The 26,280-nt window shown below is 72.3% G+C and carries 24 protein-coding genes and 1 pseudogene; 2 read left to right on the forward strand and 23 right to left on the reverse strand.

Going from position 1 to position 26,280, the window contains the following annotated elements:
- Positions 1–62 precede the first annotated feature (62 nt).
- From ACWCRJ_RS15220 to ACWCRJ_RS15315, 20 genes are all read right to left on the reverse strand, one after another.
- On the reverse strand, positions 63–1,280 hold the full coding sequence (locus ACWCRJ_RS15220) for a cytochrome P450 (RefSeq protein WP_450939715.1): 1,218 nt from the start codon (positions 1,278–1,280) through the stop codon (positions 63–65).
- A 61-nt stretch (positions 1,281–1,341) separates the two neighbouring features.
- The gene (locus tag ACWCRJ_RS15225; RefSeq protein WP_028796421.1) at positions 1,342–2,007 is read right to left on the reverse strand and encodes a response regulator; all 666 of its coding nucleotides are present in this window, start codon (positions 2,005–2,007) and stop codon (positions 1,342–1,344) included.
- Complete coding sequence (locus ACWCRJ_RS15230; RefSeq protein ID WP_450939716.1) at positions 2,004–3,353, reverse strand: sensor histidine kinase; 1,350 nt, start codon at positions 3,351–3,353, stop codon at positions 2,004–2,006. The genes ACWCRJ_RS15225 and ACWCRJ_RS15230 overlap by 4 nt, the downstream gene beginning before the upstream one ends.
- 135 nt (positions 3,354–3,488) lie before the next feature.
- Positions 3,489–4,163, reverse strand: coding sequence for a response regulator (locus tag ACWCRJ_RS15235; RefSeq protein ID WP_005483741.1), 675 nt, complete (start codon positions 4,161–4,163; stop codon positions 3,489–3,491).
- Positions 4,160–5,515 carry a sensor histidine kinase gene (locus tag ACWCRJ_RS15240; protein WP_450939717.1) on the reverse strand — a complete coding sequence of 452 codons (1,356 nt, stop codon included), beginning with the start codon at positions 5,513–5,515 and terminating at the stop codon, positions 4,160–4,162. The genes ACWCRJ_RS15235 and ACWCRJ_RS15240 overlap by 4 nt, the downstream gene beginning before the upstream one ends.
- 10 nt (positions 5,516–5,525) lie before the next feature.
- The gene (locus ACWCRJ_RS15245; protein ID WP_450939718.1) at positions 5,526–6,764 is read right to left on the reverse strand and encodes an acyltransferase family protein; all 1,239 of its coding nucleotides are present in this window, start codon (positions 6,762–6,764) and stop codon (positions 5,526–5,528) included.
- Entirely contained in the window at positions 6,757–7,659 is a 903-nt protein-coding gene (locus ACWCRJ_RS15250; RefSeq protein ID WP_450939719.1) for an alpha/beta hydrolase, read from the reverse strand. The genes ACWCRJ_RS15245 and ACWCRJ_RS15250 overlap by 8 nt, the downstream gene beginning before the upstream one ends.
- 357 nt (positions 7,660–8,016) lie before the next feature.
- Positions 8,017–8,964 (reverse strand): alpha/beta hydrolase, encoded by a 948-nt coding sequence (locus tag ACWCRJ_RS15255; RefSeq protein ID WP_450939720.1) that lies wholly within the window; start codon positions 8,962–8,964, stop codon positions 8,017–8,019.
- Positions 8,965–9,618: 654 nt separating this feature from the next.
- Positions 9,619–10,887 carry a kynureninase gene (kynU, locus tag ACWCRJ_RS15260; protein ID WP_450939721.1) on the reverse strand — a complete coding sequence of 423 codons (1,269 nt, stop codon included), beginning with the start codon at positions 10,885–10,887 and terminating at the stop codon, positions 9,619–9,621.
- Positions 10,880–11,725, reverse strand: a complete 846-nt coding sequence (locus ACWCRJ_RS15265) for a tryptophan 2,3-dioxygenase family protein (protein WP_005483732.1) — start codon at positions 11,723–11,725, stop codon at positions 10,880–10,882. Before ACWCRJ_RS15265 ends, kynU begins: the two co-directional genes overlap by 8 nt.
- Positions 11,726–11,987: 262 nt before the next feature.
- Positions 11,988–12,401, reverse strand: a complete 414-nt coding sequence (locus ACWCRJ_RS15270; RefSeq protein ID WP_450939722.1) for a DUF3151 domain-containing protein — start codon at positions 12,399–12,401, stop codon at positions 11,988–11,990.
- A gap of 437 nt (positions 12,402–12,838) precedes the next feature.
- Positions 12,839–14,311 (reverse strand): MFS transporter, encoded by a 1,473-nt coding sequence (locus tag ACWCRJ_RS15275; RefSeq protein WP_450939723.1) that lies wholly within the window; start codon positions 14,309–14,311, stop codon positions 12,839–12,841.
- A gap of 297 nt (positions 14,312–14,608) precedes the next feature.
- Entirely contained in the window at positions 14,609–15,631 is a 1,023-nt protein-coding gene (fbaA, locus tag ACWCRJ_RS15280; protein WP_450939724.1) for a class II fructose-bisphosphate aldolase, read from the reverse strand.
- 167 nt (positions 15,632–15,798) lie between these two features.
- A complete protein-coding gene (gene pyrE, locus ACWCRJ_RS15285; protein WP_013001905.1) occupies positions 15,799–16,353 on the reverse strand; it encodes an orotate phosphoribosyltransferase in 555 nt (184 codons plus the stop codon).
- 133 nt (positions 16,354–16,486) lie between these two features.
- Entirely contained in the window at positions 16,487–17,281 is a 795-nt protein-coding gene (locus ACWCRJ_RS15290) for an aldose epimerase family protein (protein ID WP_450939725.1), read from the reverse strand.
- A gap of 56 nt (positions 17,282–17,337) precedes the next feature.
- On the reverse strand, positions 17,338–18,192 hold the full coding sequence (locus tag ACWCRJ_RS15295) for an SRPBCC family protein (protein WP_450939726.1): 855 nt from the start codon (positions 18,190–18,192) through the stop codon (positions 17,338–17,340).
- Positions 18,193–18,305: 113 nt separating this feature from the next.
- Complete coding sequence (locus tag ACWCRJ_RS15300) at positions 18,306–19,940, reverse strand: polyamine aminopropyltransferase (protein WP_450939727.1); 1,635 nt, start codon at positions 19,938–19,940, stop codon at positions 18,306–18,308.
- 385 nt (positions 19,941–20,325) lie between these two features.
- Positions 20,326–20,847 carry a DUF2617 family protein gene (locus ACWCRJ_RS15305; RefSeq protein ID WP_046916965.1) on the reverse strand — a complete coding sequence of 174 codons (522 nt, stop codon included), beginning with the start codon at positions 20,845–20,847 and terminating at the stop codon, positions 20,326–20,328.
- Positions 20,848–21,374: 527 nt separating this feature from the next.
- Positions 21,375–21,740 (reverse strand): hypothetical protein, encoded by a 366-nt coding sequence (locus ACWCRJ_RS15310; protein ID WP_450939728.1) that lies wholly within the window; start codon positions 21,738–21,740, stop codon positions 21,375–21,377.
- A gap of 162 nt (positions 21,741–21,902) precedes the next feature.
- Positions 21,903–22,304, reverse strand: coding sequence for a hypothetical protein (locus ACWCRJ_RS15315; RefSeq protein WP_450939729.1), 402 nt, complete (start codon positions 22,302–22,304; stop codon positions 21,903–21,905).
- Positions 22,305–22,914: 610 nt separating this feature from the next.
- Here ACWCRJ_RS15315 and ACWCRJ_RS15320 point away from each other — a divergent pair.
- Complete coding sequence (locus ACWCRJ_RS15320) at positions 22,915–24,150, forward strand: pyridoxal phosphate-dependent aminotransferase (RefSeq protein ID WP_450939730.1); 1,236 nt, start codon at positions 22,915–22,917, stop codon at positions 24,148–24,150.
- Between the two features lie 224 nt (positions 24,151–24,374).
- On the opposite strand, the gene ACWCRJ_RS15325 is transcribed toward ACWCRJ_RS15320, so the two are convergent.
- Both ACWCRJ_RS15325 and ACWCRJ_RS15330 read right to left on the reverse strand, forming a co-directional pair.
- Positions 24,375–24,638, reverse strand: a complete 264-nt coding sequence (locus tag ACWCRJ_RS15325; RefSeq protein ID WP_045558184.1) for a type II toxin-antitoxin system RelE family toxin — start codon at positions 24,636–24,638, stop codon at positions 24,375–24,377.
- Positions 24,631–24,900: a type II toxin-antitoxin system Phd/YefM family antitoxin gene (locus tag ACWCRJ_RS15330; protein ID WP_005483715.1), complete on the reverse strand. Its 270-nt coding sequence runs from the start codon at positions 24,898–24,900 to the stop codon at positions 24,631–24,633. The genes ACWCRJ_RS15325 and ACWCRJ_RS15330 overlap by 8 nt, the downstream gene beginning before the upstream one ends.
- A 101-nt stretch (positions 24,901–25,001) precedes the next feature.
- Here ACWCRJ_RS15330 and ACWCRJ_RS15335 point away from each other — a divergent pair.
- Positions 25,002–25,439: pseudogene (locus ACWCRJ_RS15335) on the forward strand (aminotransferase class I/II-fold pyridoxal phosphate-dependent enzyme); the annotation flags it as partial.
- A 78-nt stretch (positions 25,440–25,517) separates the two neighbouring features.
- Here the strand turns inward: ACWCRJ_RS15335 and ACWCRJ_RS15340 are convergent.
- The gene (locus ACWCRJ_RS15340) at positions 25,518–26,075 is read right to left on the reverse strand and encodes a Uma2 family endonuclease (protein ID WP_450939731.1); all 558 of its coding nucleotides are present in this window, start codon (positions 26,073–26,075) and stop codon (positions 25,518–25,520) included.
- Between the last annotated feature and the right edge of the window lie 205 nt (positions 26,076–26,280).

The following is a 26,280-nucleotide window of genomic DNA, read 5'->3' on the forward strand; positions in this document are numbered from 1 at the left end:
GGAGCCGGGGTCGGGGTCTGGCGGTCGGGGCCTGGGGCCGGAGTCTGACGGGTGGGGGTTTCTCAGATCTCGACGGTCAGGCCGTCCAGGCCCCGGATCACGAAGTTCGGCTTTCGGGTCGGCTCGGTGGCGAGGGCGAGCGTCGGGGCCTTTGTCAGGAGGGCTGTCATCGAGGCGGCCAGTTCGATACGGGCGAGGGGGGCGCCGATGCAGTAGTGGATGCCCGCGCTGAAGGAGATGTGCGGGTTCTCCTGACGGGTGAGGTCCAGTTTCTCGGGGTCCGCGAACACGGACGGGTCATGATTCGCGGAGCCGAACAGCATCGCGATCTCCGCGCCTCGCGGAACCGTCGTCCCGTCGATCTCGATGTCGTCCAGTACCCACCGCTCGAACAGCTGCAGCGGGGTGTCGTACCGCATCAGCTCCTCCACCGCCGTCGGCACCAGCGAGTGGTCCGCGCGCAGGGCCGCCAACTGCTCCGGGTTGCGGAACAGCGCCCACCAGCCGTTCACCGTGGCGTTCACCGTCGCCTCGTGGCCCGCGTTCAGCAGCAGCACACAGGTGGAGATCATCTCCTGCTCGGTGAGGCGGTCGCCCTCGTCGTACGCGGCGATCAGGCCCGAGATGAGGTCCCCGCCGGGCTCGGCCCTGCGGTGCGCGATCAGCTCCCGCAGGAACTCCGAGAACTCCACCGACGCCCGCACCGCCCGCTTCGCCGTCTCGTCCGAGGGGCTCAGCTCGTACATCCCGCAGATGTCCGCCGACCACGGCCGCAGCTGCTCCCGGTCCGACTCGGGGATGCCGAGCATCTCGGCGATCACCGCCACCGGCAGCGGCTCCGCGACGTCCGTCAGCAGGTCTCCCCCGCCGGCCTCGACCAGCCCGGCCACCAGCTCACCGGCCAGCCCCTCCACGTACGGCTTCAGCTGCTCCACCGTGCGCGGGGTGAACGCCTTCGACACCAGCCGCCGGATCCGTGTGTGGTCCGGGGGCTCCAGGTCAAGCATCCCGTGGTCGTTCAGCGTGTGGAACGGCTCGTGCTCCGCAGGCGGAGCACTCCGGCCGAAGTCCTCGTGCGTGAACCTGTGCTGGTACGTCCGCCCGAGCCGCCGGTCCCGCAGCAACGCCGAGACGTCCGCGTGGTGCGGGACAAGCCACTGGTTCGTGGGCTCGAAGTACCGCACCCGGCCCCGGGCCCGCAGCTCCGCGTAGGCCGGGTACGGATCGGCCACGAAGTCGGGGTCCCACGGGTCGAAAGCAAGGTCCAAAGCAGCTGCCATGGAGCGACGCTAGCCCGGTTCCCCCGTTCTGACCAGGGGTGTCCTGCCGACCAGGGGTCTGTCAGCCCGGCGTGACCAGTCTCGCCTCGTACGCGAACACCGCCGCCTGCGTACGGTCGCGCAGGCCCAGCTTGACCAGGACCCGGCTCACATGGGTCTTGATCGTGGACTCGGCGACCACCAGGCGCTCGGCTATCTCCAGGTTGGACAGGCCCTGCGCGATGAGGACCAGGACCTCCGTCTCGCGGTCGGTGAGCTCGCCGTACGCCAGCTGGGTGGCCGCCGAGGGGCGGGGGGCCTGGACCAGCTTGGAGAACTCCGTGATCAGCCGCTTGGTCACGGACGGGGCGAGAAGCGCCTCCCCGGCGGCCACCACGCGTACTCCGTCGGCCAGTTGGCGGGCGGATGCATCCTTGAGGAGGAAGCCGGAGGCTCCCGCGCGCAGCGCCTGGTACACGTACTCGTCGAGGTCGAACGTGGTCAGGACCAGCACCTTGGCCCCGCCGTCGGACGCCACGATCTCCCGGGTGGCCTCGATGCCGTTCAGCTCGGGCATCCGGATGTCCATCAGGACGACGTCCGGGGACAGCTCCCGGACCCGGTCGACCGCCTCCCGGCCGTTCACCGCCTCGCCGACCACCTCGATGTCCGGCATCGCGCCGAGCAGCACCGAGAAGCCCTCGCGGACCATCATCTGGTCGTCGGCGATCAGCACGCGAATCGTCATGCGTCGGTCTCGCTCACACTGGACACCGGCAGGAACACCGTCACCTCGTAGCCTCCGTCCGCCGTCTCACCCGTCGTCATCTCGCCGTTCAGCATCGTGACGCGCTCGCGCATGCCGGTGAGGCCGTGGCCGGTGCCGTGCGTGGACTTCACCAGGCTCACCTCGGGGGACGCGCCGTTGACTATGCGCAGGCCCAGTCCGCCCAGGACATAGCCGATCTCCACGCGGGCCGCCGCGCCCGGCGCATGCCGCAGGGTGTTGCTGAGGGCCTCCTGCACGATGCGATAGGCGGACAGCTCCACGCCCTGCGGAAGTTCACGGACCGCTCCGGTGACCGCCTTGTCGACCGTGAGACCCGCCTCCCGCACGTTGGCGAGCAGGCCGTCGAGGTCGGCGAGGGTGGGCTGCGGGGCGTCCGGGGCCTCGTAGTCCTCGGCGCGCACCACTCCGAGCACGCGGCGCAGCTCGGTGAGCGCGGCCACCGCGTTCTCCCGGATGGTGGCGAAGGCCTGCTCCAGCTCCGGCGGCGGGTTCTCCACGCGGTAGGGCGCGGCCTCGGCCTGGATGGCGACGACCGACATGTGGTGGGCGACCACGTCGTGCAGCTCGCGGGCGATCGTGGTGCGCTCCTCCAGGAGGGTGCGCCGGGAGCGCTCGTGCTCGGTCACCGTCTGCTGGGCGGTCACCTCGCGCTGGGCCGTGCGGCGTATGGTCAGCGCGGAGGCCGCCAGCAAGGACATGGCGGAGACGACGAGCAGCGGGACCGTGTTGTTCGACGCGTAGTGACTGTCACCGAGGATGGTCTCCAGGAACGCCCCGTACGCCGCGGTCAGACACCACATCCAGGCAGCCACGCGCGGCCGCGTGCGCAGGGCCACGACCGTCATGACCACGAGGTGGGCCGCGAAGCTGCCGGCCGTCCACGGCCAGTCGTCCCACAGACCGCTGCCCACCGCGGTCAAGGGCGCCGCGGTCAGGGACACCCAGAAGGCCGCCACGGGTCTGATCATGGTCAGCAGGACCGGAAGCAGAGCGAAACCGGCAGCCACCATCGCGCCGAGTCCGCCTCGGTCACTGGAGGAGACGGCGATGGCCATCGAGAGCAGGCCGGCCGTCACCACGGCCGCGTGCGGGGCCCAGGCCACGTAGTCACGCACGCGGCCGGAGAGCCGGCTGGTGAACAGGCCGTCCATCTTCATCGGGGGCATCGGCCGGTAGGCGAACCCGTCATGGAACAGGTCCTGCCGCAGCCTGCGCCACGCGTCCATCGCCACCCGGAACTCCGGGCTGCTCGGGCTGCCCCCGCCGCGTGAGGGCATCGTCTGCATCTGGGTCGTCTCGGTCACGATGAAAACGGTAGGCGGAGGGCGGGTGTGCCGTCGTCACCAGTGAGGAGGGTCTGCCCAGGTCCGTCTCAGGTACTACGGGTCGCCCGGGGCGACGGCCCGGAGAGCCTTTCCGCGCCGTCCGGCCCGCACGGCTCAGTAACCCGTGGGGCGCACCAGCCCCGATTCGTAGGCGAAGACCGCCGCCTGGGTGCGGTCACGGAGGCCCAGTTTGACCAGGATGCGGCCCACGTGGGTCTTCACGGTCTGCTCGGCGACGACGAGGCGCTGGGCGATCTCGGCGTTGGACAGGCCCTGCGCGATCAGGGTGAGCACCTCGGTCTCCCGCTCGGTCAGGTCGCCGACGCGGGCCTTGAGCGGGGCGCGGGGTGTGGTGCCGAGGCGGGAGAACTCGGCGATGAGGCGGCGGGTGATGCCGGGCGCGAGCAGGGCGTCCCCCGCCGCGACGACTCGTACCGCCTCGGCGAGCTGGTCGGCCGAGGCGTCCTTGAGGAGGAAGCCGGACGCGCCGGCGCGCAGCGCCTCGTACACGTACTCGTCGAGGTCGAAGGTGGTGAGGACGAGGACTCTGATGTCCGGGCGCTCGGTGGTGATGCGACGGGTGGCCTCGATGCCGCCCAGCTCGGGCATGCGGATGTCCATCAGAACGACGTCCGGGGTGAGTTCGGCGACCTTGTCGATCGCGTCGAGGCCGTGCACCGCCTGGCCGACCACGTCGATGTCGGGCTGGGTGTTGAGCAGCACCGAGAAGCCCTGCCGGACCATCTGCTGGTCGTCGGCGATCAGTACACGGATGGTGCTGCTCGTCATGGACTCGTGTCTCCTGTCGTGTCCGGTGCCGGCTGTGAGAGCCGGCCGCCGGGGTCGCCGTCGCGGGGAAGGAAGGCCACGACGGCGAAGCCGCCGTGGGAGGTCTCGGCCGCCGTGAGGGTGCCACCGAGCATCGCGGCGCGCTCGCGCATACCGAGAAGCCCGTGGCCGGCGCCGGGGGACGGTGGGGCCTTGCGGGCGGGACGGGAATTGATCACCCGTACCTGCAGACCCCGCGGGAAATGGGTGAGCTCCACGCGGACGGTGGAACCGGGCGCGTGGCGCAGGGCGTTGCTGAGCGCCTCCTGCACGATCCGGTACGCCGACAGCTCCACGCCCGGCGGCAGCGGACGCACCTGTCCGTGGATCTCGGTGACGACCGCGAGTCCCGCCGCGCGGGTGTTGTCGATGAGCGCGTCGAGACGGTCCAGGGTGGGCTGCGGGGCGTGTGGGGCGATGCCCTCGGTGACGCCCGCTCTCGCGTGCGGATCGTCGGGGCCGGCGCCCGGCGGGTACTCGGAGCGCAGAACTCCCAGGACGCGGCGGAGTTCGGTGAGCGCCTCCAGCGCGTTCTGCCGGATGCCGTGGAGGTTCTCCTTCAGTTCCTCGGACGGGTTCTCCACCAGGTACGGGGCGACCTGGGCCTGGATGGAGATCACCGACATGTGGTGGGCGACCACGTCGTGCAGCTCGCGCGCGATGCGGCTGCGCTCCTCCAGCACGGTGCGGCGGGCCCGCTCCTCGGCGGTGATGCTCGTCTGCTCGACGAGTTGGGTACGGGCCTCGCGGCGGCCGCGCAGGGCTCCGCCGAGGAGGGTGACGCCCGCGAACATCGCCATCGACAGCGCGCCCGACGGTTCGTGGTTCCGACCGCCGACGACATCCTGGAGGACATACGTGACCAGCGCGGTGAGGGCCAGCACCTCGGCGGTCACACGGGTGGGCAGCCGCAGTGCGAGCAGGAACAGCACCATGGCGTGAGCGAAGATCCCGGGCCCGCTCCACGGCCAGAAGGGCTCGTCCGCCGCCGCATCGAGGACGCGGGCGCCCAAGGCCGAAACGACCATGACCGTGGTCGACAGCCACCACGCCGGGACGGGCCACCACAGCGCGAGCGACACCGCCACTCCTTGCGCGGCCGCACACAACAGGCCGTACTCCGAGCCCAGTTGGTATCTGTCGACCATGTGATCGGCGCCGGCCAACGTGGTTCCGAAGGCAACCAGGAAGACCATGCCGTGCGGCAGCCAACGAAGCCAGACCGACGGGGGCAGCGGGTGGACCGTGCCGTCCCACAGGTCCTCGCGCAGCACCCGTAGGCCCCTGGTCAGCCGCTTCTCCACCGCACTCATCCGCACCACCCTAGGCATGAGGAACCCCCTCGGTCTCCGGATTCCTCGACGCCCGTGTGCTGTCGGGCCGCCGCTGGACGCGCACCACGCGGGAGCCCTCGCGGGTACGGGGACGGCGGTTCTCGTAACTGTGGAAGGCCGATCGGCAGAGCAGCAGTGCCAGGGCGAACACCGGCAGCCAGGCGAGACGGGCGACCACCCAGCCGAGGTCGTCGGGGAGGGTGTGCAGGCCGGGCAGTCGGCCTGCCGTCAGACCGGTGGCGGTCGTCGCCATCATCGCCGTCTGGTGCCAGAGGAACAGAGTCATCGCCGAGAGGTTGACGACCGCCACGGCGGCCCAGGCCGCCTGCCGGCGTCGCAGGGTGCGACGGAGGGGGCCGCGCAGCAGGAGCGCCAGGCCGCACTGGGCCAGACCGAAGGTGACGGCAGCCAAGGTGGGCGGGTTCAGGTTGGAGATCTGTGCACCGGGAACGCCGACCATGGACGCCGGGTAGCCGCCCCAGATGATCAGCCCCGCCGTCGCCGCGGTGCCGGACACCAACAGGGCCCAGCCCGCCCGCCGGCGCTCCAGCTCGCCCCGGGTCCAGGCCGCGCCCAGCGTGTAGGGGACCAGCCAGCCCGCTGCCAGGTTGATCCAGCCGAGGCCCTGCGGGCCGCCGAGGCCGAAACGAATGAGATCCACATGGAGGACGACGGCCAGGGGCCAGAGCGGGTTGAGACGGAGCAGCAAGGGCGTCGCCGCCGTCAGGGCGGCGAAGACCAGAAGGAACCACAGCGGCGACAGGGCCAGTTTCAGCAGGGTCTCGACCGTGTCCATGCGGGTGCCCGTGGCCAGGAGGGCGATCGTGACCGCCGTCCAGAGGGTCAGGAGGGCGGCGACCGGGAGGAACAGACGGGTCAGGCGGGCGCCGAGCCACGGGGTGTAGGTGATGCCGCGCGCCCGGGCCGAGGTGTAGCTCTTGGCGGCTACATGGCCGCCCACCAGGAAGAAGACGGCGAGGGTCTGGAAGATCCAGGAGACGGGGGCCAGTTGGGGCATGTGCTGGAGCGGGCTGGTGGTGTGGAGCGTGCTGCCGTCCGCGACCAGGGCGGTGACCAGCCAGTGGCCCAGGATGATGCCGAGTATCGCGAGGGCCCGCAGGGCGTCCACCGCGCGGTCCCGGTGGGGTGGGGTGGCGGCGTCGATGTGCCGGACGGCCCGGCGGGCGGCCGTACGGAGAGCCGTGGGCCTGAGGGTGCGGTCACGCATCGGTGACCTCCGCGCGGGCGCCCAGAGTGATGTGGGCGAGGTTCTCCAGGGAAGTGGAGCCGGGGGTGAAGTAGCCGCTGTGGCCGGCCGCGCCCGCGGTGAAGACGCGGGCGCCGAAGGAGGGGGACGTGGGGTCGGGGCCGAAGCCGACGGTCGTGCCGAAGAGGTCGGTCCGGGTGTGGGGGACCTTGCCGATCCAGTCGTCCGTGCCTCGGGCCGCCCATACGCGTGCCGAGGTGCGCAGGCGGGCCGCGCTGTCCGCGCCCGTGCCGGGACTGCCGATCAGGGCCATGTCGTCGACGTCGTCGAGACCGGTGACGGCGCGGGCGCAGACGACCGTGCCGTAGGAGTGGCACACGACGGTGAGGCCGGCGGACTCGCCCACCAGGGCGCGCAGTTCGCGCAGGAACGTGCGCAGGTGCGGGGCCGCCTGTTCGGCTCGGGTGGGGGTGAGGACCGTCGTGCTGATCGTCCCCGGGGTTTCGTAGCCGAGCCAGGCGATCACCGCGGTGTCCGGGCCCGTGCGGTCGTGCAGGGCCTGCGCGGCTCTGTGGAAGCGGTCGTAGGTGTCCAGGCTCGTGTCCGAGCCCGGGACCAGGACCGCCAGATGGTCGGCCTTCAGAAGGTCGCCCAGGACCTCCACGGCCTGGCCGGGGCCTCGGCCGTCGAACATCAGGAGCCTGCGGGTGGGTGCCGCGAGCCACCGGTCGGTCGCTGCTCGGCTGTGGTCGCCGTGGGCGTCGGCCATGCGGGCCGCCTCCGCGGCGTTCGCACGGTTGGCCTCGTACGTCGACCGGAGTGTCGTCGGGGTCGGCGGGGCGAGCGGAGCCGGGGGCGGGGCCGGGATCCGCGGTCTGGCCGCGGCGGAGACCGGGGCGACCACGGCCGTCGCCACAAGGAGGGCGAGCAGTGTGCGGCGCAGCCGGGACGACCACGACGGTCGGAGCCGGGACGTGAGGCGCCGAAGGCCCTTCGGTGTGGGGAACGGTCGCAGTGGCTGCGCCGTGGGGCGCGGTTCCGTGGGTGGCCGGTGATCTGCCTCCGGCCATGTCGCGACCCCCATGTCACCCACCCCTTCCCTGCCGGACAGCCCGTCCATCGGGCCGCCCTGGCAAGGAAGTTATGGAACGAGGGCCGTCGTCGGCGTCCCGCCGGGGAGCTCACCTGGGATGTAGCTCTCAGGTATTACGGGTATCAGCGGGGAGGGTGGGCATGGCGCCCCGGGACGGGTCGGGGCCGCGTCGGGCCCCGTTCACCAGGCCAGTTGGGCGATCTCCTCCACCACCACCGCGCACGCGTCCGCCGCCGGGTCGATGAGGGGGAAGTGGCCCACGTCCTCCAGCAGCGTCAGGCCCACGACCTCGCCCGCCTTGGCCGCGGCGTCGGCGTACGCCTCGGCGACGGCCTCGGGGACGACGATGTCGGAGCGGCCCTGCACAAGCGTGGTGGCGATGCCGGTCGGGAGGAGGAGCGCGGGGTCGGCGCAGGGGCGACGCTCAGCGAACTTGCCCTGACCACCCAGGAGTTGAGTGGCCGCGCCGCCGCAGACGTCCAGCTTCTCGGCCACGGCGAAGTCGGCGATGGGGGCCAGGGCGACGACTCCGCGGAGCGGGGCGGGGCGGGAGGTTCGCCACGGGGCGTCGGGCGGAAGCACATGGCGGGCCGCGGCCCACAGGGCGAGGTGGCCGCCGGCGGAGTGACCGGTGACCACCATGCGGCGGGGGTCCGCCTGGGGCAGGGCCACGCGGACGAGGTCCGGCAGGGTGTCGAGGGCGGCGGCGATGTCGTCGAACGTCTCCGGCCAGCGGCCCGCGGTCGGGGCAGGGGTGCCGTTGAGGCCGGTCTGGGCGGGGAGCGAGCTTCCTCGCCGGTACTCGATGTTGGCCACCGCGAAGCCGTGGCGGGCGAGGAAGTCCGCGAAGGGGGTGATGTGGTGGCGGTCGTAGGGGGCCCGCCAGGCACCGCCGTGCAGGACCACGATCACGGGGGCGGGGCCCGTGGCCGCGCCGGGCCCGGAGGGTGCGCCGACGCCTACGCCCATGGTCCCGATGCCCGTGTCGGAGGTGCGGGGGGCGTAGAAGTCGATCACCTGGTCGGGGTGGTCGCCGTAGGCCGCCGTGGCGTCGGGGGCGACCGGGGGGTGCGAGAAGGCGGATGCCTCTTCGGCGGCATCGCGGGCTGCGGCGTCGTCGTCCGGCATGCGCCAACCTCTCGGGTGAAACGGATTTGGAAGGGTTTGGGTGGGCGGGTGCCGGGGAAAGGGGCGCCTGCCGTTGGCGGGGACGGTATCAGGCCCGTGACGTGCGTCGACACCGGGATGTGACGCCGGGTCAGGAGCCGCGGCGGGGCGGGACGGCCGCGGAGCGGGGCCGAAGCGGAGCCCGTGCCGGGGGCTGAGCGGGAGACTGGGCGGGAGACTGGGCGGGGGCGGGTTCGGCCCACCGGCCCTCACCGACGCTCATCGACACCCACCGACGCGCACACCGGCCCGACCGGATGCCGCCGCGCCCGGCCCTCACCACCGGCCGGCGGACCTGAGCCCGAACCCGCGCCACCGTCCCGGCGGAACGACGGCCGCCGCCGCTGGACGGCGGGGACGGTCGGGACAGCGGGGACGGTCGGGACAGTAGGGACGGTCGGAACAACCGGAACGGTCGGAACAACCGGGGCGGCCAGGTCAGCGCCCGCCGCCGGACCGCCGACGGCCCCCGGAGCCCGGCCTCCCTCCCCCAGCGCCCCCGGCACCCCGGCGGCCCAGCGCCCCCGGCGGCCCGCCGCCCCCGCACCCCAGCCGCCCGGCGCCCGGCGCCCCAGCGGCAGAGCCCCCGCCGCTGGGACGACCGAACCGCTCGCGCTACCCCATCTCCCCCAGCGTCTCCCCCAACACCCGGGCCGCCCGCTCCGTGTCCGCGAAGGTGACGTAGAGAGGGGTGAAGCCGAAGCGGAGGACGTCGGGGTGGCGGAAGTCGCCGATGACGCCCTGGTGGATGAGGCGCTTCATGACGTCACCGGCGTCGTCGCAGCGCAGGGCGATCTGGCTGCCGCGCTCCGCGTGGGCGACCGGCGTGATGGACTCGACCCGGCCCTCGGGGACGTACGCCGACACGCAGCGCAGGAAGAAGTCCGTCAGGGCGAGGGACTTGGCGCGGACCGACTCGATCGGCACCCCGGTCCCGGCGGGACCGCCGTCACCACCCCCGTCCCAGACGTCGAGTGCCGCCTCCAGAGCGAGCATCGACAGGATGTCGGGCGTGCCGACCCGGCCTCGCGGAGCCCCCGCCGCCGGCTCGTAGGCCGGGTCCATGGCGAAGGGGGCGGCGTGGGAGGTCCAGCCGGGCAGGGGGGAGTCGAAGCGGGGCTGCAGGTCCCGGCGGACGTAGAGGTACGCCGGGGATCCCGGGCCGCCGTTGAGGTACTTGTAGGTGCAGCCGACCGCGAGGTCGACCCCGTGTTCGTCGAGGTCAACGGGGAGGGCGCCCGCGCTGTGGCACAGGTCCCAGACCGCGTAGGCACCGGCCTCATGGACCGCCGCCGTCAGGGCGGGGAGGTCGTGGAGGCGGCCCGAGCGGTAGTCGACGTGGTTGAGCAGGACGGCGGCCGTACGGTCGCCGAGGGCGGCCGGAACCTCCGCCGGGGTCACCGGGCGCAGGGTGCGGCCGGTCATCCGGGCCGCCGACTCGGCCAGGTAGCCGTCCGTCGGGAACGTGGTCGCGTCGACCAGGATCTCGTCGCGGCGGCCGTCACCGGAGCCGGAGTCCTCGTCCGCCATCCGTACCGCCGCCACGACCGCCTTGAAGACGTTGACGCTCGTGGAATCGCCGACCACGATCTGGCCCGGCGCCGCGCCCACCAGCGGGGCGATACGGTCGCCGATCCGCTCGGGCGCGGTCCACCAGCCGCTCTCGTCCCAGGAACGGATGCGCAGCTCGCCCCACTCGCGGTGGACGACGTCCGCGAGCCGGCCGGGGACCGACGCCGGCAGCGCGCCGAGCGAGTTGCCGTCGAGGTACACGGCGTCGTCGAGGACGAAGCGGGCACGCAGACCGGACAGCTCGTCGGCCGCGTCCAACTCCTTTGCCAGAGCGGCCAGTTCAGTGCCGCTGGATGCGGTGATGTCAGACATGGGAGCGCGCCGTCCACAGCTCGGGGAAGACGTTCTTCCGGGCGCGCTTCTCCAGCCACGCCACGCCGGCGGAGCCGCCCGTGCCGGCCTTGGAACCCATCGCGCGCCGGGTGGCGACGAGGTGGTCGTTGCGCCAGCGCCAGACCAGTTCGGCGACATCGGTCAGTGCCTCGCCGAGGCGGGCGAGTTCGTGGTCCGGGTCGCCGGAGTACAGCTCGGTCCACACCGCCTCGACCTCGGGGGAGGGCTCGTAGCGCTGGGAGACGTCACGGCTCACGACGGACTCGGGGATCGCGTGGCCGCGGCGGGCCAGGAGCCGCAGGACCTCGTCGTAGAGGCTCGGCTCGTGCAGCGCCTTCTCCAGCTCGGCGTGGACGCGGGGGGCGCCCCGGTGCGGGACGAGCATGGAGGCGGACTTCTCGCCGAGCAGGAACTCCATCCGGCGGTACATCGCCGACTGGAAGCCGGAGCCCTCGCCGAGGGCGGCGCGGTAGGAGTTGAACTGGGCCGGGGTGAGCTGGCCGAGGGGCTTCCAGGAGGCGGTCAGGGCCTCCAGTTCGCGGACGGAACGCTTCAGGGCGTCCTTCGCCCTCGCCACGTCGTCGCCCCGGATCGCGGCGGTCGCGGTCTCCCACTCGTGCACGATGACGGTGAACCACAGCTCCATGACCTGGGTGGTGACCAGGAAGACCATCTCGCCGGGGTCGTCGGAGAGGGGGTGCTGGAGGTGGGTGAGCACGTCCGCCTGGACGTAGTCCTCGTACGGGGTGGTGCCCTGGAAGTCGAGATGCGGGGTCTCGGGCTCCGAAGCCTCGTGGGGCTGAGCCGGAAGGGACATCGCTGTCTCCTGATGTGTACTCCGGGTAGCGGTCCGCCCCTGCCGAATTCCGACACGGGGGCCCCGGTCCCCACCGCATGGTCGGTGATACCACCCCCGCCCCGCAAGGTCCGCCTGGTCACACCAGGCGGACCTGCACGAACAGTCCTTCGAACGGCTCAGTGCCTCAGCTCACGCCTCGGCTCGTGCCTCGGCTCATGCCTCGGCCGATGCTTCGGCTCCTGCTTCGGCTCATGCCTCAGCTCGTGCCTCGGCTCGTGCCTCAGCTCAGGGTCTGGGCCGCCGTCGGGGAGGAGTCCTTCAGGAACTGGGAGCAGCGCTCGTACTCCTCCTGCTCGCCGATGTCGCCCGCGGCGCGGGACAGGGCGTGCAGGGCGCGCAGGAAGCCGCGGTTCGGCTCGTGCTCCCAGGGGACGGGGCCGTGGCCCTTCCAGCCGCTGCGGCGCAGGGCGTCCAGGCCGCGGTGGTAGCCCGTACGGGCGTAGGCGTACGACTCCACGACGCTGCCCCGCTCGTACGCCTCGTCGGCGAGCTGGGCCCAGGCGAGGGAGGAGGTGGGGTACTTGGCGGCGACCTCGGCCGGGGGTGTGCCGTTCGCGAGGAGCTCGCGGGGTTCCGGGTCGTCGGGGAGGTGCGTGGGGGGTGGGCCGCCGAGGAGGTTCTCGTGAATCGTCATGGGTTCCAGTCTGGCCCATGTGGGGGGTGGGGTACGTCGGGTGGGGTCGGGGTGGGGGGTGGGGTTCGGCCGCCGGGTGTCGGGGCGGGTTCTGCTCGCCCCCGCCGCCCCTACCCGTCCCATCCCCAGGGGCTGCGCCCCTTCGACCCCCTTCTGCGCCCTGGGAGCTACGGGTCGGGGAGGGGTGTGGGGAGGAGGGTGGATGGGTGGGTGGGTGGGTGCGGGTTGTACGGGGTTGCTCGCGCAGTTCCCCGCGCCCCTGAAAAGCACGGGCGCACCCCTGAGCCGCGAGAAGCACCGGCAATCCCGTGACCAGCCACAACAGGCCCGCACCCAAACGCCGGACCCTGACCACCCGGACGCGCACCCGCACCCGCCTCCGCACAGCACCCCCGTCGCCCCCGCACCCACCCCTGCCCCGCACCCACCCCCGCCCGCTACTCCATCGTCGTCTCCCCCTTCTGTCGGCCCTCCAGTGGTGGAGCCGTCACGCAGCCGTGGGTGCGGCATTCGGGGTGGTGGCAGTCGGGGGCGGGGCGGCGGACCGCGGCGTAGGCCAGGGCCGCGGCGGCCAGGAGGGCCAGGGCGCAGGCGAGCATGGCCTTGTCGAACGCGTTGTCGAACTGGGTGGGTGAGCGGTAGGCCTCCGGGCCCATGCCGGCGATCAGCGGGAGCGCGGCCACGGCCAGCAGACCCGCGGCCCGGGCGGCGGCGTTGTTGATGCCGCTGGCGATACCGGCATGGTCGGTGGCGACCGAAGCGAGGACGGTCGCGGTCAGCGGGGCCACGAGGGTGACCATGCCGAGGCCCATCACCAGGAGGGCGGGCAGGACATCGGTGGCGTACGCGGCGTCGGGGCCCACCCGCAGCATCAGCAGGACGCCCGCCGTGCACAGCAGGGGGCCGACGGTGAGGGGGATGCGGGGGCCGATGCGTTCGCCGAGGGCGCCCGCGCGGGCGGAGAGCAGCAGCATCAGGACGGTGATGGGCAGCAGGGCCGTGCCGGCGCCGAGGGCGGAGTACCCGGAGACCACCTGGAGCTGGAGGGCGACGAGGAAGAAGAAACCGCCGAAGGCCGCGTACACGAACAGGGTGACGATGTTGACCGCCGTGAACTGGCGGGACGCGAACATCTGCGGCGGCATCATGGGGTCGGGCCGGTGCCGCTCGACGTGGACGAAGGCCACGGCCGTCGCCACGCCGGCGAGTGCGGTGACCGCGACCGCGAGCGTGCCCGCCCTCGCCTCGATCAGCGCGTACGTGAGGAACGCGAGGGACGCGGCGCCGAGTACGGCCCCCAGGATGTCGAAGCCCCGGTCGTGGGCGCGACCGTCCCCCGACTCCGGTACGTGGCGGAAGGCGATCGGGACGCAGAGGAGGGCCAGGGGGACGTTCAGAAGGAAGACCCAGCGCCAGCCGGGGCCGTCGACCAGCCAGCCGCCCAGAAACGGGCCGACGGCCGCGCCGATGCCGCCGAAGCCGGACCACAGACCGACCGCCTTCGCGCGGTCGTCGCGGTGGAACGACGCCTGGATGAGGGCGAGCGAACCTGGGGTGAGGAGGGCTCCGCCGACGCCCTGGAGGGCGCGGGCGGCGATCAGCACACCGACGTTCGGGGCGATGCCGCACAGGAGTGAGGCCGCGGCGAACCACACCACGCCCACCACGAACACCTTGCGGCGGCCGAAGCGGTCGCCCAGCGCTCCGCCGAGGAGGATCAGTCCGGCGAGCGTGAGCATGTACGCGTTGACGGTCCACTGGAGGGCCGCGAGGTCGGCGTCCAGGTCGAGGCCGATGCGCGGGAGCGCGACGTTGACGACCGTCGAGTCCAGCAGGGCCATGCTGGAACCGAGCACCGTGGTCAGCAGGATCCACTTGCCCTGGGCGGAGGCAAGGCGTACGTCGGCCATGGTCGGAATCATGCCGCGCGGGAGCCGTTCGGGCCAGGTGCGGAACATGACCTGGGCCCGGCGGACGGGTGACGACGGCCGGGGGAACGGCGACCGGGTGACGACGACCGGGGGAACGGCGACCGGGGGACGGCGGCCGGGGGACTGGAGACGGGCCAATGGGGACCCGCGGGGGCCGGTGTGAGCCAGTCCCGGGACGACACCGCCCGCAGTCGCGTGCGCGACTGCGGGCGGGTGCGGTGGAGCGGGGCCGGAGTCTCGGGCCGGGCGGCGGCGGGGCCGCCCGGTCCGGGCCGGCTACTTGATCTTCGTGCCGGCGGAGCGCAGGTTGCCGCAGGCCTCGACGACGCGGGCCGCCATCGACGCCTCCGCTAGCTTGCCCCAGGTGCGGGGGTCGTACGTCTTCTTGTTGCCGACCTCGCCGTCGATCTTCAGGACGCCGTCGTAGTTCTGGAACATGTGGGCCGCCACCGGACGCGTGAACGCGTACTGGGTGTCGGTGTCGATGTTCATCTTGACGACGCCGTTCTCCAGGGCGGTGCGGATCTCCTCCTCCGTGGAGCCGGAGCCGCCGTGGAAGACGAAGTCGAACGGGGACTCCTTGCCGAAGCGGGCGGCGACGCCCTCGTTCAGCTGCTTGAGGAGGTCGGGGCGCAGGACGACGTTGCCCGGCTTGTAGACACCGTGGACGTTGCCGAAGGACGCGGCAAGGAGGTACCGGCCCTTCTCGCCCAGGCCCAGCGCCTCGGCCGTACGGATCGCGTCGTCGACCGTCGTGTAGAGGGAGTCGTTGATCTCGTGGGAGACGCCGTCCTCCTCGCCACCGGTCGGGGTGATCTCGACCTCAAGGATGATCTTCGCGGCGGCGGCGCGGGCGAGCAGCTCCTGCGCGATGGAGAGGTTGTCGGCGAGGGTCTCGGCCGAGCCGTCCCACATGTGGGACTGGAACAGCGGGTTGCGGCCGGCCTTGACCCGCTCCTCCGACACGGCGATCAGCGGACGGACGTAGCCGTCCAGCTTGTCCTTCGGGCAGTGGTCCGTGTGCAGCGCGACCGTGACCGGGTACTTCTCGGCCACGATGTGCGCGAACTCGGCCAGGGCGACGGAGCCCGTCACCATGTCCTTGCTGTACTGGCCGCCCAGGAACTCGGCACCGCCGGTCGAGATCTGGACGATGCCGTCGCTCTCCGCCTCCGCGAAGCCGCGCAGCGCGGCGTGCAGCGTCTGGGTCGAGGTCACGTTGATGGCCGGGTAGGCGAACTTGCCTGCCTTCGCCCGGTCGAGCATCTCGTTGTAGACCTCGGGGGTTGCGATGGGCATGGTCCGCTCCTTGTATGTGCGGGTGGCGTTGTGCTTACGAGCCCTGACCTAGGGTTGCGACGTCATCGTCGGCCCCATCCTTCCAGACGGGACCCGATGCTCCGGTCAGGGCGTCCAGAACTCTTCGGTAACCCTGACCTCGGGGTTCCCTCCGGTACCGGCCGCCGTCAGTCCAGGCCCAGCTCGTCCTTCGAGAACGCGAAGAGGTACGGCACCCCGGCGCCCTTCTCGATCTTCTCGGCGGCACCGGTCGCCCGGTCGACGATGGTGGCGACGGCGACGACCTCGGCCCCGGCCTCGCGGACGGCCTCCACGGCGGCCAGCGGGGAGCCGCCGGTGGTGGAGGTGTCCTCGACGACGAGGACGCGACGGCCGCTGATCTCCGGCCCCTCGACGCGGCGCTGCAGCCCGTGCGCCTTGGCCGCCTTGCGGACGACGAACGCGTCCAGCCTGCGGCCCCGCGCGGCGGCCGCGTGCAGCATCGCGCCGGCGACGGGGTCGGCGCCCATCGTGAGACCGCCGACCGCGTCGAAGTCGAGGTCGGCGGTCAGGTCGAGCAGCACCTGACCGACCAGCGGGGCGGCCTCGCCGTCGAGGGTGACGCGGCGCAGGTCGACGTAGTAGTCCGCCTCCAGACCCGACGACAGGGTCACCCTGCCGTGCACCACGGCCTTGTCCTTGATCTGCTGCAGCAAAGATCCACGTACGTCCACGTCAGTCATGGCAGCCAGCTTAAAGGCGACCTGTCCGCCCGCCGTACGGACCTGTACGGACCTGTCCGGACCTGTCCGCCCGCCTACGGACCTGTACGGCCCTGTCCGCGCCCGCCGTACGGCCCCGCGCCCCGCGCCCCGCTCACAGGCGGCGCCAGGTCCAGGTGGTCGTGGCTTCGAGGGGGTCGATGGGGGTGACGAGGCGGGGGTGGGTGTTGAGGCCGTCCGGCGGGCCGGTCTGGGGTTCGACGCACACGGCTTCTGCCTGTTCGTCGTAGACCACGACCCATTCCTCGCGGGAGGCGACCTTCAGTTCCAGCCGCTGCGGCCAGGTGAGGGTGACGTCCACGCCGCCCGGCATGCCGAAGCAGTCGTCCCAGGGGCCGGGCCGGGGGTCGACGCGGTTGCCGGTGGGCAGGTGGTCCGCGCCGCGCTCCTCCTGCCAGGCGGGGGTGAAGTCGACCCGTACGTCCTCGCCGCCGTCGGCCAGGCTCCGGTTGAACCAGGGGTGCCAGCCGATCTGGGCCGGGAAGGAGGAGTCGTGCGCCTCCACCGACATGGTGAGGGTGAGGGCGTCCGGGGTGAGGGTGACCACCTGGGTGACGCGGCCGGGGTAGGGCCACGGCTCGACCAGGTCGTAGGTGAGGACGGCCTCGGTACCGCTGTGGCTCGCGACGCGCCAGGCTCCCTCACGGGTGGTGCCGTGGATGGCGTGGGGCGGGGCGTTGAGGGGCATCTGCCGCACGCTGCCGCCGTCGCGGAACCGTCCGTCGCGGAGGCGTCCGCACCACGGCACCATCGGGAAGCACCCGAACCGCTCGCCCTGCCGCAGCAGTTCGGCCCCGGCGACCCGCAGGCCCGCCACCCGGCCGCCGTTCCCCGGCGCCAGCACCACCGCCGCGTCACCCGCGGCCAACGTGATCTCTTCGCTACTCACCCCTCGACCCTACTGGCCCACCCCGCCGAGGAGTTGGTCGCCCACGGTGGGTGTCGTCAGCGGCGCTTGCGCAAAGCCCGGCTGACGATGATGGCCGAGGCCACGGCGAAGGCCGCCGCGGGGGCCGCCCAGCGGAGGGTGGCGCTCGCGGAGGCGGGCTCGGGGGCGGGGACCGGGGCGTAACGGCCGCGCGGCGGCGCGTGGTCCACCTCCTCGGCGCTTCGGCCGATCATCGTCCGGCGGGCGTGCGCGGCCTCCGCCGGCGGTTCGCCCCCGGCGACGAAGTCCCCCTCGTCGAAGGGTTCCAGGGGCGAGGGCGGGACCTCGGTCTCGAAGACGGAGGCGGGGGGCTCGGGCTCGACGGGGGGCGGGGGCCCGGTTTCTGCGGCGGCGTCAGCCGTGGGCCCGGGTTCGGCCTCGACGTCGGTCTCGACCTCGGCCTTGGTGCCGGTGTCGGTGTCGGTCCCGGTGCCGGTCCCGGTGTCGGGCCCGGCCGTCGTCGCCAGGTTCTCCGCGAACCTCCCCAGCAGCCGTGTCATCGCCGAGGAGACGGAATCGGCCGGGAGTTCGGTGATACGGCCGTCGGCGGTGGCCGTGCCGGCGCAGACGAGGGTGGTGCCCTCGGTGGCCGGGCTGAGGCGGAGGGTGAGGGTGAGCTTCACCGTGCCGGAGCCCCGGGCCTCGGTGGCGTCGCCCTCCACGGCGTAGGAACCGTCGTCCCGGGCGGTGACGCGGAGGGTGCCGCGATAGGTGATGGTGTGGCCGGCGACGCGTACCTTCATGCGGCCGGCGACGGGTGGGGCGCCCGCCTCCTGCTGGAGCCCGGGGACGGCTCGGGCCACCCGTTCGGGGTCGGACAGGGCCTCCCGGAGGCGGCCGACGGGAACCGGAACGAACACCTCATGCTCCATGGAAACCGAGCCTACCCAGGTGGCACGGCGCCGCACCCGTACATACGCGTTCTCGCCCGTGTTCCGTCCCACTCGGCCCGCATGCCGCACCTGCCCCGCACACCTCGCCTGCCTCAGCCGATGTACCTGGGGTGCACCAGCGTCGACGGCGGCAGATCCGCCATCCGGTCGGGGGCGTCGAGTCGCCCGGCCCCGGTGCCTGGGTCCGGTGGCGGGCGGCGGCCCGTGTCGGACCGCGTCGCGAGGACGAAACCCCAGTCGTGGGGGGCGCGGGAGGTGTGGGCGGTGCGGTCGGGTCCGGTGAGTAAGCCCGGGGCGGCGGCGGTGACCCGGTAGGGCGCGGTGCGCAGGCCGGCGGCGCGCACGGTCGCGTCGACCGTCCAGAAGACCTTGCGCCGGGACGACACCGGGCCCGCGTGCACCACCATGCGGCCGTCCGGGGCCAGGACCGCACGGGCCAGGCCGTAGAACTCCTGCGAGTAGAGCTTCGTGCTCGCCGTGATGCCGGGATCGGGGAGGTCCGCGATCACGACGTCGTACGGCCGCACCGGGCGGGCGCCGCGCAGCCAGGCGAAGGAGTCCTGGGTGACGACACGGACGCGGTCGTCGGCGTAGGCGCGGCCGTTGAGGGCGGAGAGCGCGGGGTCCGTGCGCGCCAGGCGCACCACACCGGGGTCGAGTTCGACGATGTCCACCCGGCGTACGCCGTCGTGGCGGAGCACTTCACGGGCGGCGAGGCCGTCACCGCCGCCGAGGACGAGGACGCTGGCATGGGGCCCGGCGTTCATGGCCGGGTGGACGAGGGCCCGGTGGTAGCGCTGCTCGTCGCGGCCGCTGATGCGCAGGCGGCCGTCGAGGAAGAGGGCGAGCGGACGGCCGTCCCTGCCTCCGGTGAGGACGACCTCCTGGACGTCGGTCTGCAGCGCGACCCGTACGTCGTCGCCGTACACCGCGCGCCGGGCCGCGCGCTCGAAGTCGTCGACGTGTGCGGCGGCGGTGGCGAGCAGGCCGAGGACGGCGAGATTGGTGACCAGCAGCAGCCGGCGGTCGCGGCGGGACATGTCGTGGCGGAACAGGCCGAGGACGAGGGCGCCGCCGACCAGGACGTTGACCGTGCCGGTGAGCAGGGCGCCGGTCAGCTGGCCGAGCCAGGGCAGCAGGAGGAAGGGGAAGGCGAGGCCGCCGACCAGCGCGCCCACGTAGTCGGCCGCGAAGAGGTCGGCGACCGTGCCGGCCGCGTCCTGGCGGCGGATGCGCTGGATCAGCTCCATCAGCAGCGGCACCTCGGCGCCGATGAGCAGGCCGATGGCCAGGGAGAACGCGACGAGGAGGTAGCGGGAGCCGCTCGCCCACATGCCGCCCCAGTCGCCGGTCCAGGCGAACGCCGCGTACAGCACGAGGGCGCTGCAGCCGCCGACCAGGGCGAGGGCGGCCTCGATGGCGCCGAAGCCGAGGGCGGCGCGGGGGCGGAGGCGTTTGGCGGCGAGGGAGCCGATCCCCATGGCGAAGACCATGACCGAGAGGACCACGGAGGCCTGGGTGACCGAGTCGCCGATCAGGTACGAGGCGAGGGCGACGAGTTCCAGTTCGTACACGAGTCCGCAGGCGGCGCAGACGAAGACACCGGCGAGGACGAGGAAGCGGCCGACTCCCGGGCGGACCGGCAACCACGCCTGGGCGCCCGGGCCTCCGTCCCCGCGCCAGGGGGGAGGGGCGCCGGGGGGTGCGGGGGCGTGCGGCTCGATCACTCCTGGCACGCTACCGTCACGGTCACGCTCCGCTGGGTCACCCACACGGGTGGTCTGCGACGCTGCGCCGGGTGCGCTGGGCGCTGGGCCGGGTGTCTGATCGCTCGGGCGTTCGGGTGATGTGGCGGGTGCGGGTGCGGGTGCGTGGGGGCTGGTCGCGCAGTTCCCCGCGCCCCTGAAAGACACGGCCCCTGCGGGCCTGAAAGACCACGGCCCCTGCGGGCCTGAAAGACCACGGCCCCCGCGGGCCTCAAAGACCTCGGCCCTGCGGGCCTGAAAGCACAGGGCGCAGCCCTGCTTTTCAGGGGCGCGGGGAACTGCGCGAGAGGCCCCGACGGACCCGCACCCGCCGACCCACCCGCACCCCCGAGTTACTGGGCGCCCCTCACAGCGTCACCGACACCCTGACCCCCACCCTCGTTCTCGTGGCCACCAACTGCCCGTCCTGGGGATACGCGTGCCACGTACGCCAGTGCACCTGTCCCTCGTACCGCTGCGCGAGCATCGCCGTGAAGGCGTGCGGGCTGCCGGGGAAGACACCGGCCAGACCGTGCGGGTGGTCGGCGACGAGGGCCAGCAACTCCTGCGCGCGGCCGGCGAAGGACCCGGGTGACAGCACCTCGACGCGGGCGGCGAACTCGTACTCCCAGTCGCCCACCCGTTTCGCCACGCCGAGCGGTAGGGGCGTGCTGGACCCCGGGATGCAGGCGACCGTCTCCGAACAGTGGCTGCCCCGCTCCTCCTCAAGGAGCACCTGGTGGGACGCGCCGAGCAGCCGCAACTGCAGCTTCGCGCCGCTGAGTTCGAGATCGAGCGTGGCGAGCGCGGGCAGCGGCTCGCGCCCAAGGGCCCAGGCGAGGTCTGCCGCGCGCGTGTCGGTGTAGGCGGTGTTGAGGGTCGTGAGCATGGATCGGCTCCGCAGCGACGCAAAGTGAAGAGGAGTGGGTCCGGCGCGCCCCGGTCGGCGCCGGGAATCGTGGCCCGGTCAGCCAGGTCGGGTGAGGACGACGTCCCAGTCGGTCCGGTCAGCCGTGTCAGGCCTGCCGGGAGGGACGTCCGGGGGCTGCGTTGGCGATTTATAGGGAATCATGAACTGTGGCGTAACCACAGCGTTTTTACCCAACTTGGCGTGCTTTCCATCCCCCCGAGGGCTGCCCAGTTCAACTGTTCAACCAGGCGTGCGCCCCGTCGGTCCACACGCTCCCCACGCGCCCATCGAGCCAGGCGCGCGAACCTCGGCAAGCGCCCTTCGGACAACCGGGCCCACCCGGCGTACTCAGGCGTGAACAGAAGTGCTACCCGTGCGCCGCCCGGCAGGGACCGCGCGGGCGCCCGGGGCCCGCCTGCCCCGTCCGGGCGGTCCTACACACGCGAGCGCCCGCCGGGAAGTCCTCCCGGCGGGCGCCTCGTGTCGTGGAGCTCAGCTGCCCCGTGTCAGCTGCCTCCACCGCATCCGCCCCCGCCGCCGCAGGAGGACCCCCCGCCGCAGGACGAGCCGCTGCTGCTGCCGCACGAGGAGGAGCTGCCGCCGCACGACGATCCCCCGCCCCCGGACGACGAACCCCGGTCGTGGTCCGAGGAGGAGTGGGACGAGCCGCTGTCGCCGACGCCCGCCGCCCCCAGCACCCACCAGCTGTTGTCGCTGCCGCTCGACGAGCCGCTGCCGCCGCGGCCGGACGGCCGTCCGCTCCGGGCCCCCGCCCGCGCGGCGCGCGTCCTGCGGCGGCTGTCGGCCACGATGAGCGCCAGTACCGCACAGACCACCACCAGGATGATGCCGATCACCGCGATCGCGTTCATGGCGTCACCCTCCCCTCTTTCTTCCGAGTCCCCCGAAGCGGCCCCCCGTGGGCGCCTCGCTCACTTGTGTGTCACTCGTTCGCGTGTCGCGGGGATTCCCCCGCCGCGGACCGCTCAAAGCCGAGTTGAGCAAGTCCAGAGCTTGTCCTCCTCCAGCGGCGGTCAGTCGCCGCTGCCGCCGCAGGAGGAGGACGAGCCTCCCCCACAGGACGCGCCACCGCCCCTGCCGCACGACGACGGGTCACCATGACCGCCGCTGTCGCCATGACCACCGCTGTCACCGTGGCCGCCGCTGTCGCCATGACCACCGCTGTCACCGTAGCCGCCGCTGTCACCATGACCGCCGCTGTCACCGTGGCCGTGGTCGCCACCGCCACCGTCGGGCCACGGAGACCGCGCGGCGCCCACCCACCAGCTGTCGTGCCGTCGCGGTGAGCGGGGAGCGCCCAGGCCGGGCGCACCAACGGCACCGCCTCGCGCGATCAGCACGACGACTGGCACCACCATCGCCGCCATCACCACGAGCGCGACGAACACCAGGGCGCCGAACGTCAGAAGCGCCATGACCATCGGTCAGTCCCCTCCGCCGCCGCAGCCACCGCCGCAGGAGGACCCGCCCCCGCACGACGAACCACCCGACGATCCCCCACCGTCAGCCCACCAGCTGCGGCGCCCCGCGCGACGCCCGGGACGCCTGCGGGTCACCACGAGGACCACCGCGACGACCACACCGAACGCCCCCCAAACAACGAACAACAGCTGCATGTCCTCGTTCAAGGTCACCCACCCCCTCCGTCCGTGTCCCCCGGTCGCCGGTCAGCTTCCGCCGCCGCAGCCACCCCCACCGCCACCACCACCACCGCAGGACGACCCGCCACCGCAGGACGACCCCCCGCCGCAGGACGACCCCCCGCCGCCGCGGTGGTGGGACGACCCGCCGTCCGCCCACCAGCTGTGCGAACGCCGACGGCCCGACCGCGAGCCGCCGCGGCTGAGGCTCGAAACGATGCCGACCAGAACGACCGCGCCCATGAAGACGAAGAAGAGACCCTCCATCTCGGCACCTGCCTTTCACTCCCCCTGCAGGCCCCCCATGAGCCGTGCGTGACGTGGGGATGCCCTCCCGTCTCACCGGTCAAAGCCGAGTTGAGGAACTCCAGAGGTTCGGCGCAGGATGACGGTCATGACCTCCAGCGCACGCTCCGCCCGCGCCCCTCGTCCGGCGCTGAACCGGCGGCTCGCCGAGTTCGGGACGACGATCTTCGCCGAGATGTCGGCGCTCGCCCTGCGGACCGGGTCGATCAACCTGGGCCAGGGCTTCCCGGACACCGACGGCCCCGAAGAGATCCGCGAGGCCGCCGTACGGGCGCTGCGCGACGGCCGGGGCAACCAGTACCCGCCGGGGCCGGGCGTCCCCGAGCTGCGGACCGCGATCGTCGACCACCAGCGGCGGCGGTACGGACTGGAGTTCGACCCGGACACCGAGGTCCTGGTCACGGCGGGTGCCACGGAGGCCATCGCGGCCGCCCTGCTGGGGCTGCTGGAGCCGGGCGACGAGGTGGTCGCCCTGGAGCCGTACTACGACTCGTACGCGGCCTGCATCGCGATGGCGGGCGGGACGCGCGTACCGGTGACGCTACGGCCGTCCGAGGGGTCCGGCGACACGGACGGGGACCGGCGGTTCCGGCTGGACCTGGACGAGCTGCGGGACGCGGTCACCGACCGGACCCGGCTGCTGCTGATCAACACGCCGCACAACCCGACCGGCACCGTCCTCACCCGCGCGGAGCTGACCGCGATCACCGAGCTGGCCGTGGAACGGGATCTGCTGGTGGTGACGGACGAGGTGTACGAGCACCTGGTCTTCGACGGGGCCGAGCACCTGCCGCTCGCCACCTTCCCGGGGATGCGGGAGCGGACCGTCACCATCGGGTCCGCGGGCAAGACCTTCTCCTTCACGGGGTGGAAGGTGGGCTGGGTGACGGCCGCGCCCGAGCTGGTGACGGCGGTGCGCTCGGCGAAGCAGTACCTCACCTACGTGGCCTCCGGACCGTTCCAGTACGCCATCGCCGAGGCCCTTGCGCTGCCGGACAGCTACTTCGAGGCGTTCCGCGCGGACATGCTGGCCAAGCGGGACCTCCTGGCGAAGGGGCTCTCGGACGCCGGATTCGGGGTGTTCCGGACGGCCGGCACGTACTTCATCACCACCGACATCCGCCCCCTCGGCGAGACCGACGGCTTCGCCTTCTGCCGGGCGCTGCCCGAGCGGGCGGGCGTCGTCGCCATCCCGAACGCGGTCTTCTACGACCACAAGGAGACGGGGGCACCCTACGTCCGGTTCGCGTTCTGCAAACGCACCGAGGTACTGGCGGACGCGGCGGAACGGCTCCGCAGGGCATTCGCGCGCTGACCACCGCCAGACGAGGCCGCTCGTCGCATTCCTCGTTGCCTGCCGTACCTCACCCGCCAGGGACTTGCGCCGGAGGCGCCCCGGTCTCGGTCGTCATTCTGACGCTTGCCGCACCGCCCGCCTCCACGTCCCGGCGGCGCATGACCGCGGCGCCCACAACGGCAGCCGCCGCAGCGAGCGCCGCCGACGCCCGGACATCAGGTCCGACCCGATGCCAGGAGCGCTCAGGTGTCATAGACGGTGGAGCGATGCCCGACGTGTACGACCCACACCACCAGCTCGCCGTTGTCGATCGTGTAGATCACGCGGTAGTCGCCCACCCGTAGGCGGCGCCGGTCGGGCTGGGAGACGAGGGCCGTGGTGTTGAACCCCATCGGGTCGCTCTCCAGCTCAGTCAACTTGGCCAAAATGCGGAGGGCCATGTCTCGCGGGACCTTGCGGAGTTCGGCCTGAGCCTCGGCCCGGAAGACCGTGCGGTACTCACTCACTGCGCGCCAGCGTCTCCCTCATGATGTCCTCGATCGGGATGCCGGGCGCCGGATTGGTCATGCGCTCGTCGATGATCCGGTTGATCTCGCGCTCTTCCCACTCCTGGTATTTGCGCAGCACCTCGATGGACACCACAGCGGCGACCTGCTTGCCGCGCCGGGTGATGACGGTAGGCACATCGTCCCGGTCGGCTCGCTCAACGACCTCGGCCAGGTGGGCCCGGACATCGCGGATGGACTCTATGGGCATTGGCTGCGTCATGCACCCAAGAGTACCGAGTGTGCCATGTGTACACAACGGCTCACTGTCACTCAGGGGTGCAGCCCTGTGGGCCCGCATACGAATGAGTGCGTGAACGAGGAGTGGGCTGGGTGACGGCCGCGCCCGAGCTGGTGACGGCGGTGCGCTCGGCGAAGCAGTACCTCACCTACGTGGCCTCCGGACCGTTCCAGTACGCCATCGCCGAGGCCCTCGCGCTTCCGGACAGCTACTTCGAGGCCTTCCGCGCGGACATGCTCGCCAAGCGGGACGTGCTGGCGGCGGGGCTCGCGGACGCCGGCTTCGGCGTGTTCCGGACCGCCGGCACGTACTTCATCACCGCCGACATCCGCCCCCTCGGCGAGACCGACGGCTTCGCCTTCTGCCGGGCACTGCCCGAGCGGGCCGGTGTCGTCGCCATCCCCAACGCGGTCTTCTACGACCACCGCGAGGCCGGCGCGCCCTTCGTGCGGTTCGCCTTCTGCAAGCGCACGGAGGTGCTGGAGGAGGCGGCCGAACGGCTCAAGTCGCCGGCCGCGTGACAGCCGACCAACGTACCGGCCACGCGTACACGGCTGCCCCGAGCCGCCACGCGCCTACACCGCCGCATCGGGAGTCCTTCATCCGCGGGCGTCTGCCTCGGGCTCCGGGCGCGGGAGTTCGTCAAGGTCGAGGGTGAAGGTGCGGCCGTCGGCCAGGGGGATGGGGAGCTTGCCCGTGCCGTACTTGTGCGTGTGTGCCGCGATGTAACCGGTGGCGGTCGGCTGGGTGTGGAGGACGACTTCCTGGGCGTACGGGTCCACGACCAGGTAGATCGGGATGCCGTACCGGCCGTATTTGGCGGTGCAGTCGTCGTAGTCCTTGCGCGCCGAGGAGGTCGAGACGACCTCGGAGATCAGCAGGACGTCCTCGAAGCTGTAGCGCTTGCCCTCTTTGCGCGCGTCCTCGCGCAGGATGGCGAGGTCGGGGGCGGAGTTCTCGTCGGCGGGGAAGTCGATGTAGACATCGGAGGTGACCTTCGCGTGACGGCCTAGGGCGAGAGCGGAGTCGATCTGCATCGACCTGATGGTGCTGGAGTGCTCTTCGCTCTGGGGGGTCATGATCACCTTTCCGTCGGCCCCGAACAGGACCGTGTACCCCTTGGGAAATTCGGTGTGCACGATCGCGTCGACGCTCATGGAGGGCTCCTTCCCGTGTGCGGTCAGGATACGGCGGAAAACGCGGTACCACCGAGCCCGGCGGTACGGCTGCGGAAGCAGTCTGGACAGGTTCTGCGGCCGTAACGACGCCCCGGCTAGCGACAACTGACTTGGTGGCCCTGTGTGCCTGCATCGGTAAGAGTAGGTGACTTGACGACAGGGCTGCGGGCCGCACCCCGGTCCG

The sequence above is a fragment of the Streptomyces sp. NPDC002324 genome, from assembly GCF_053593335.1.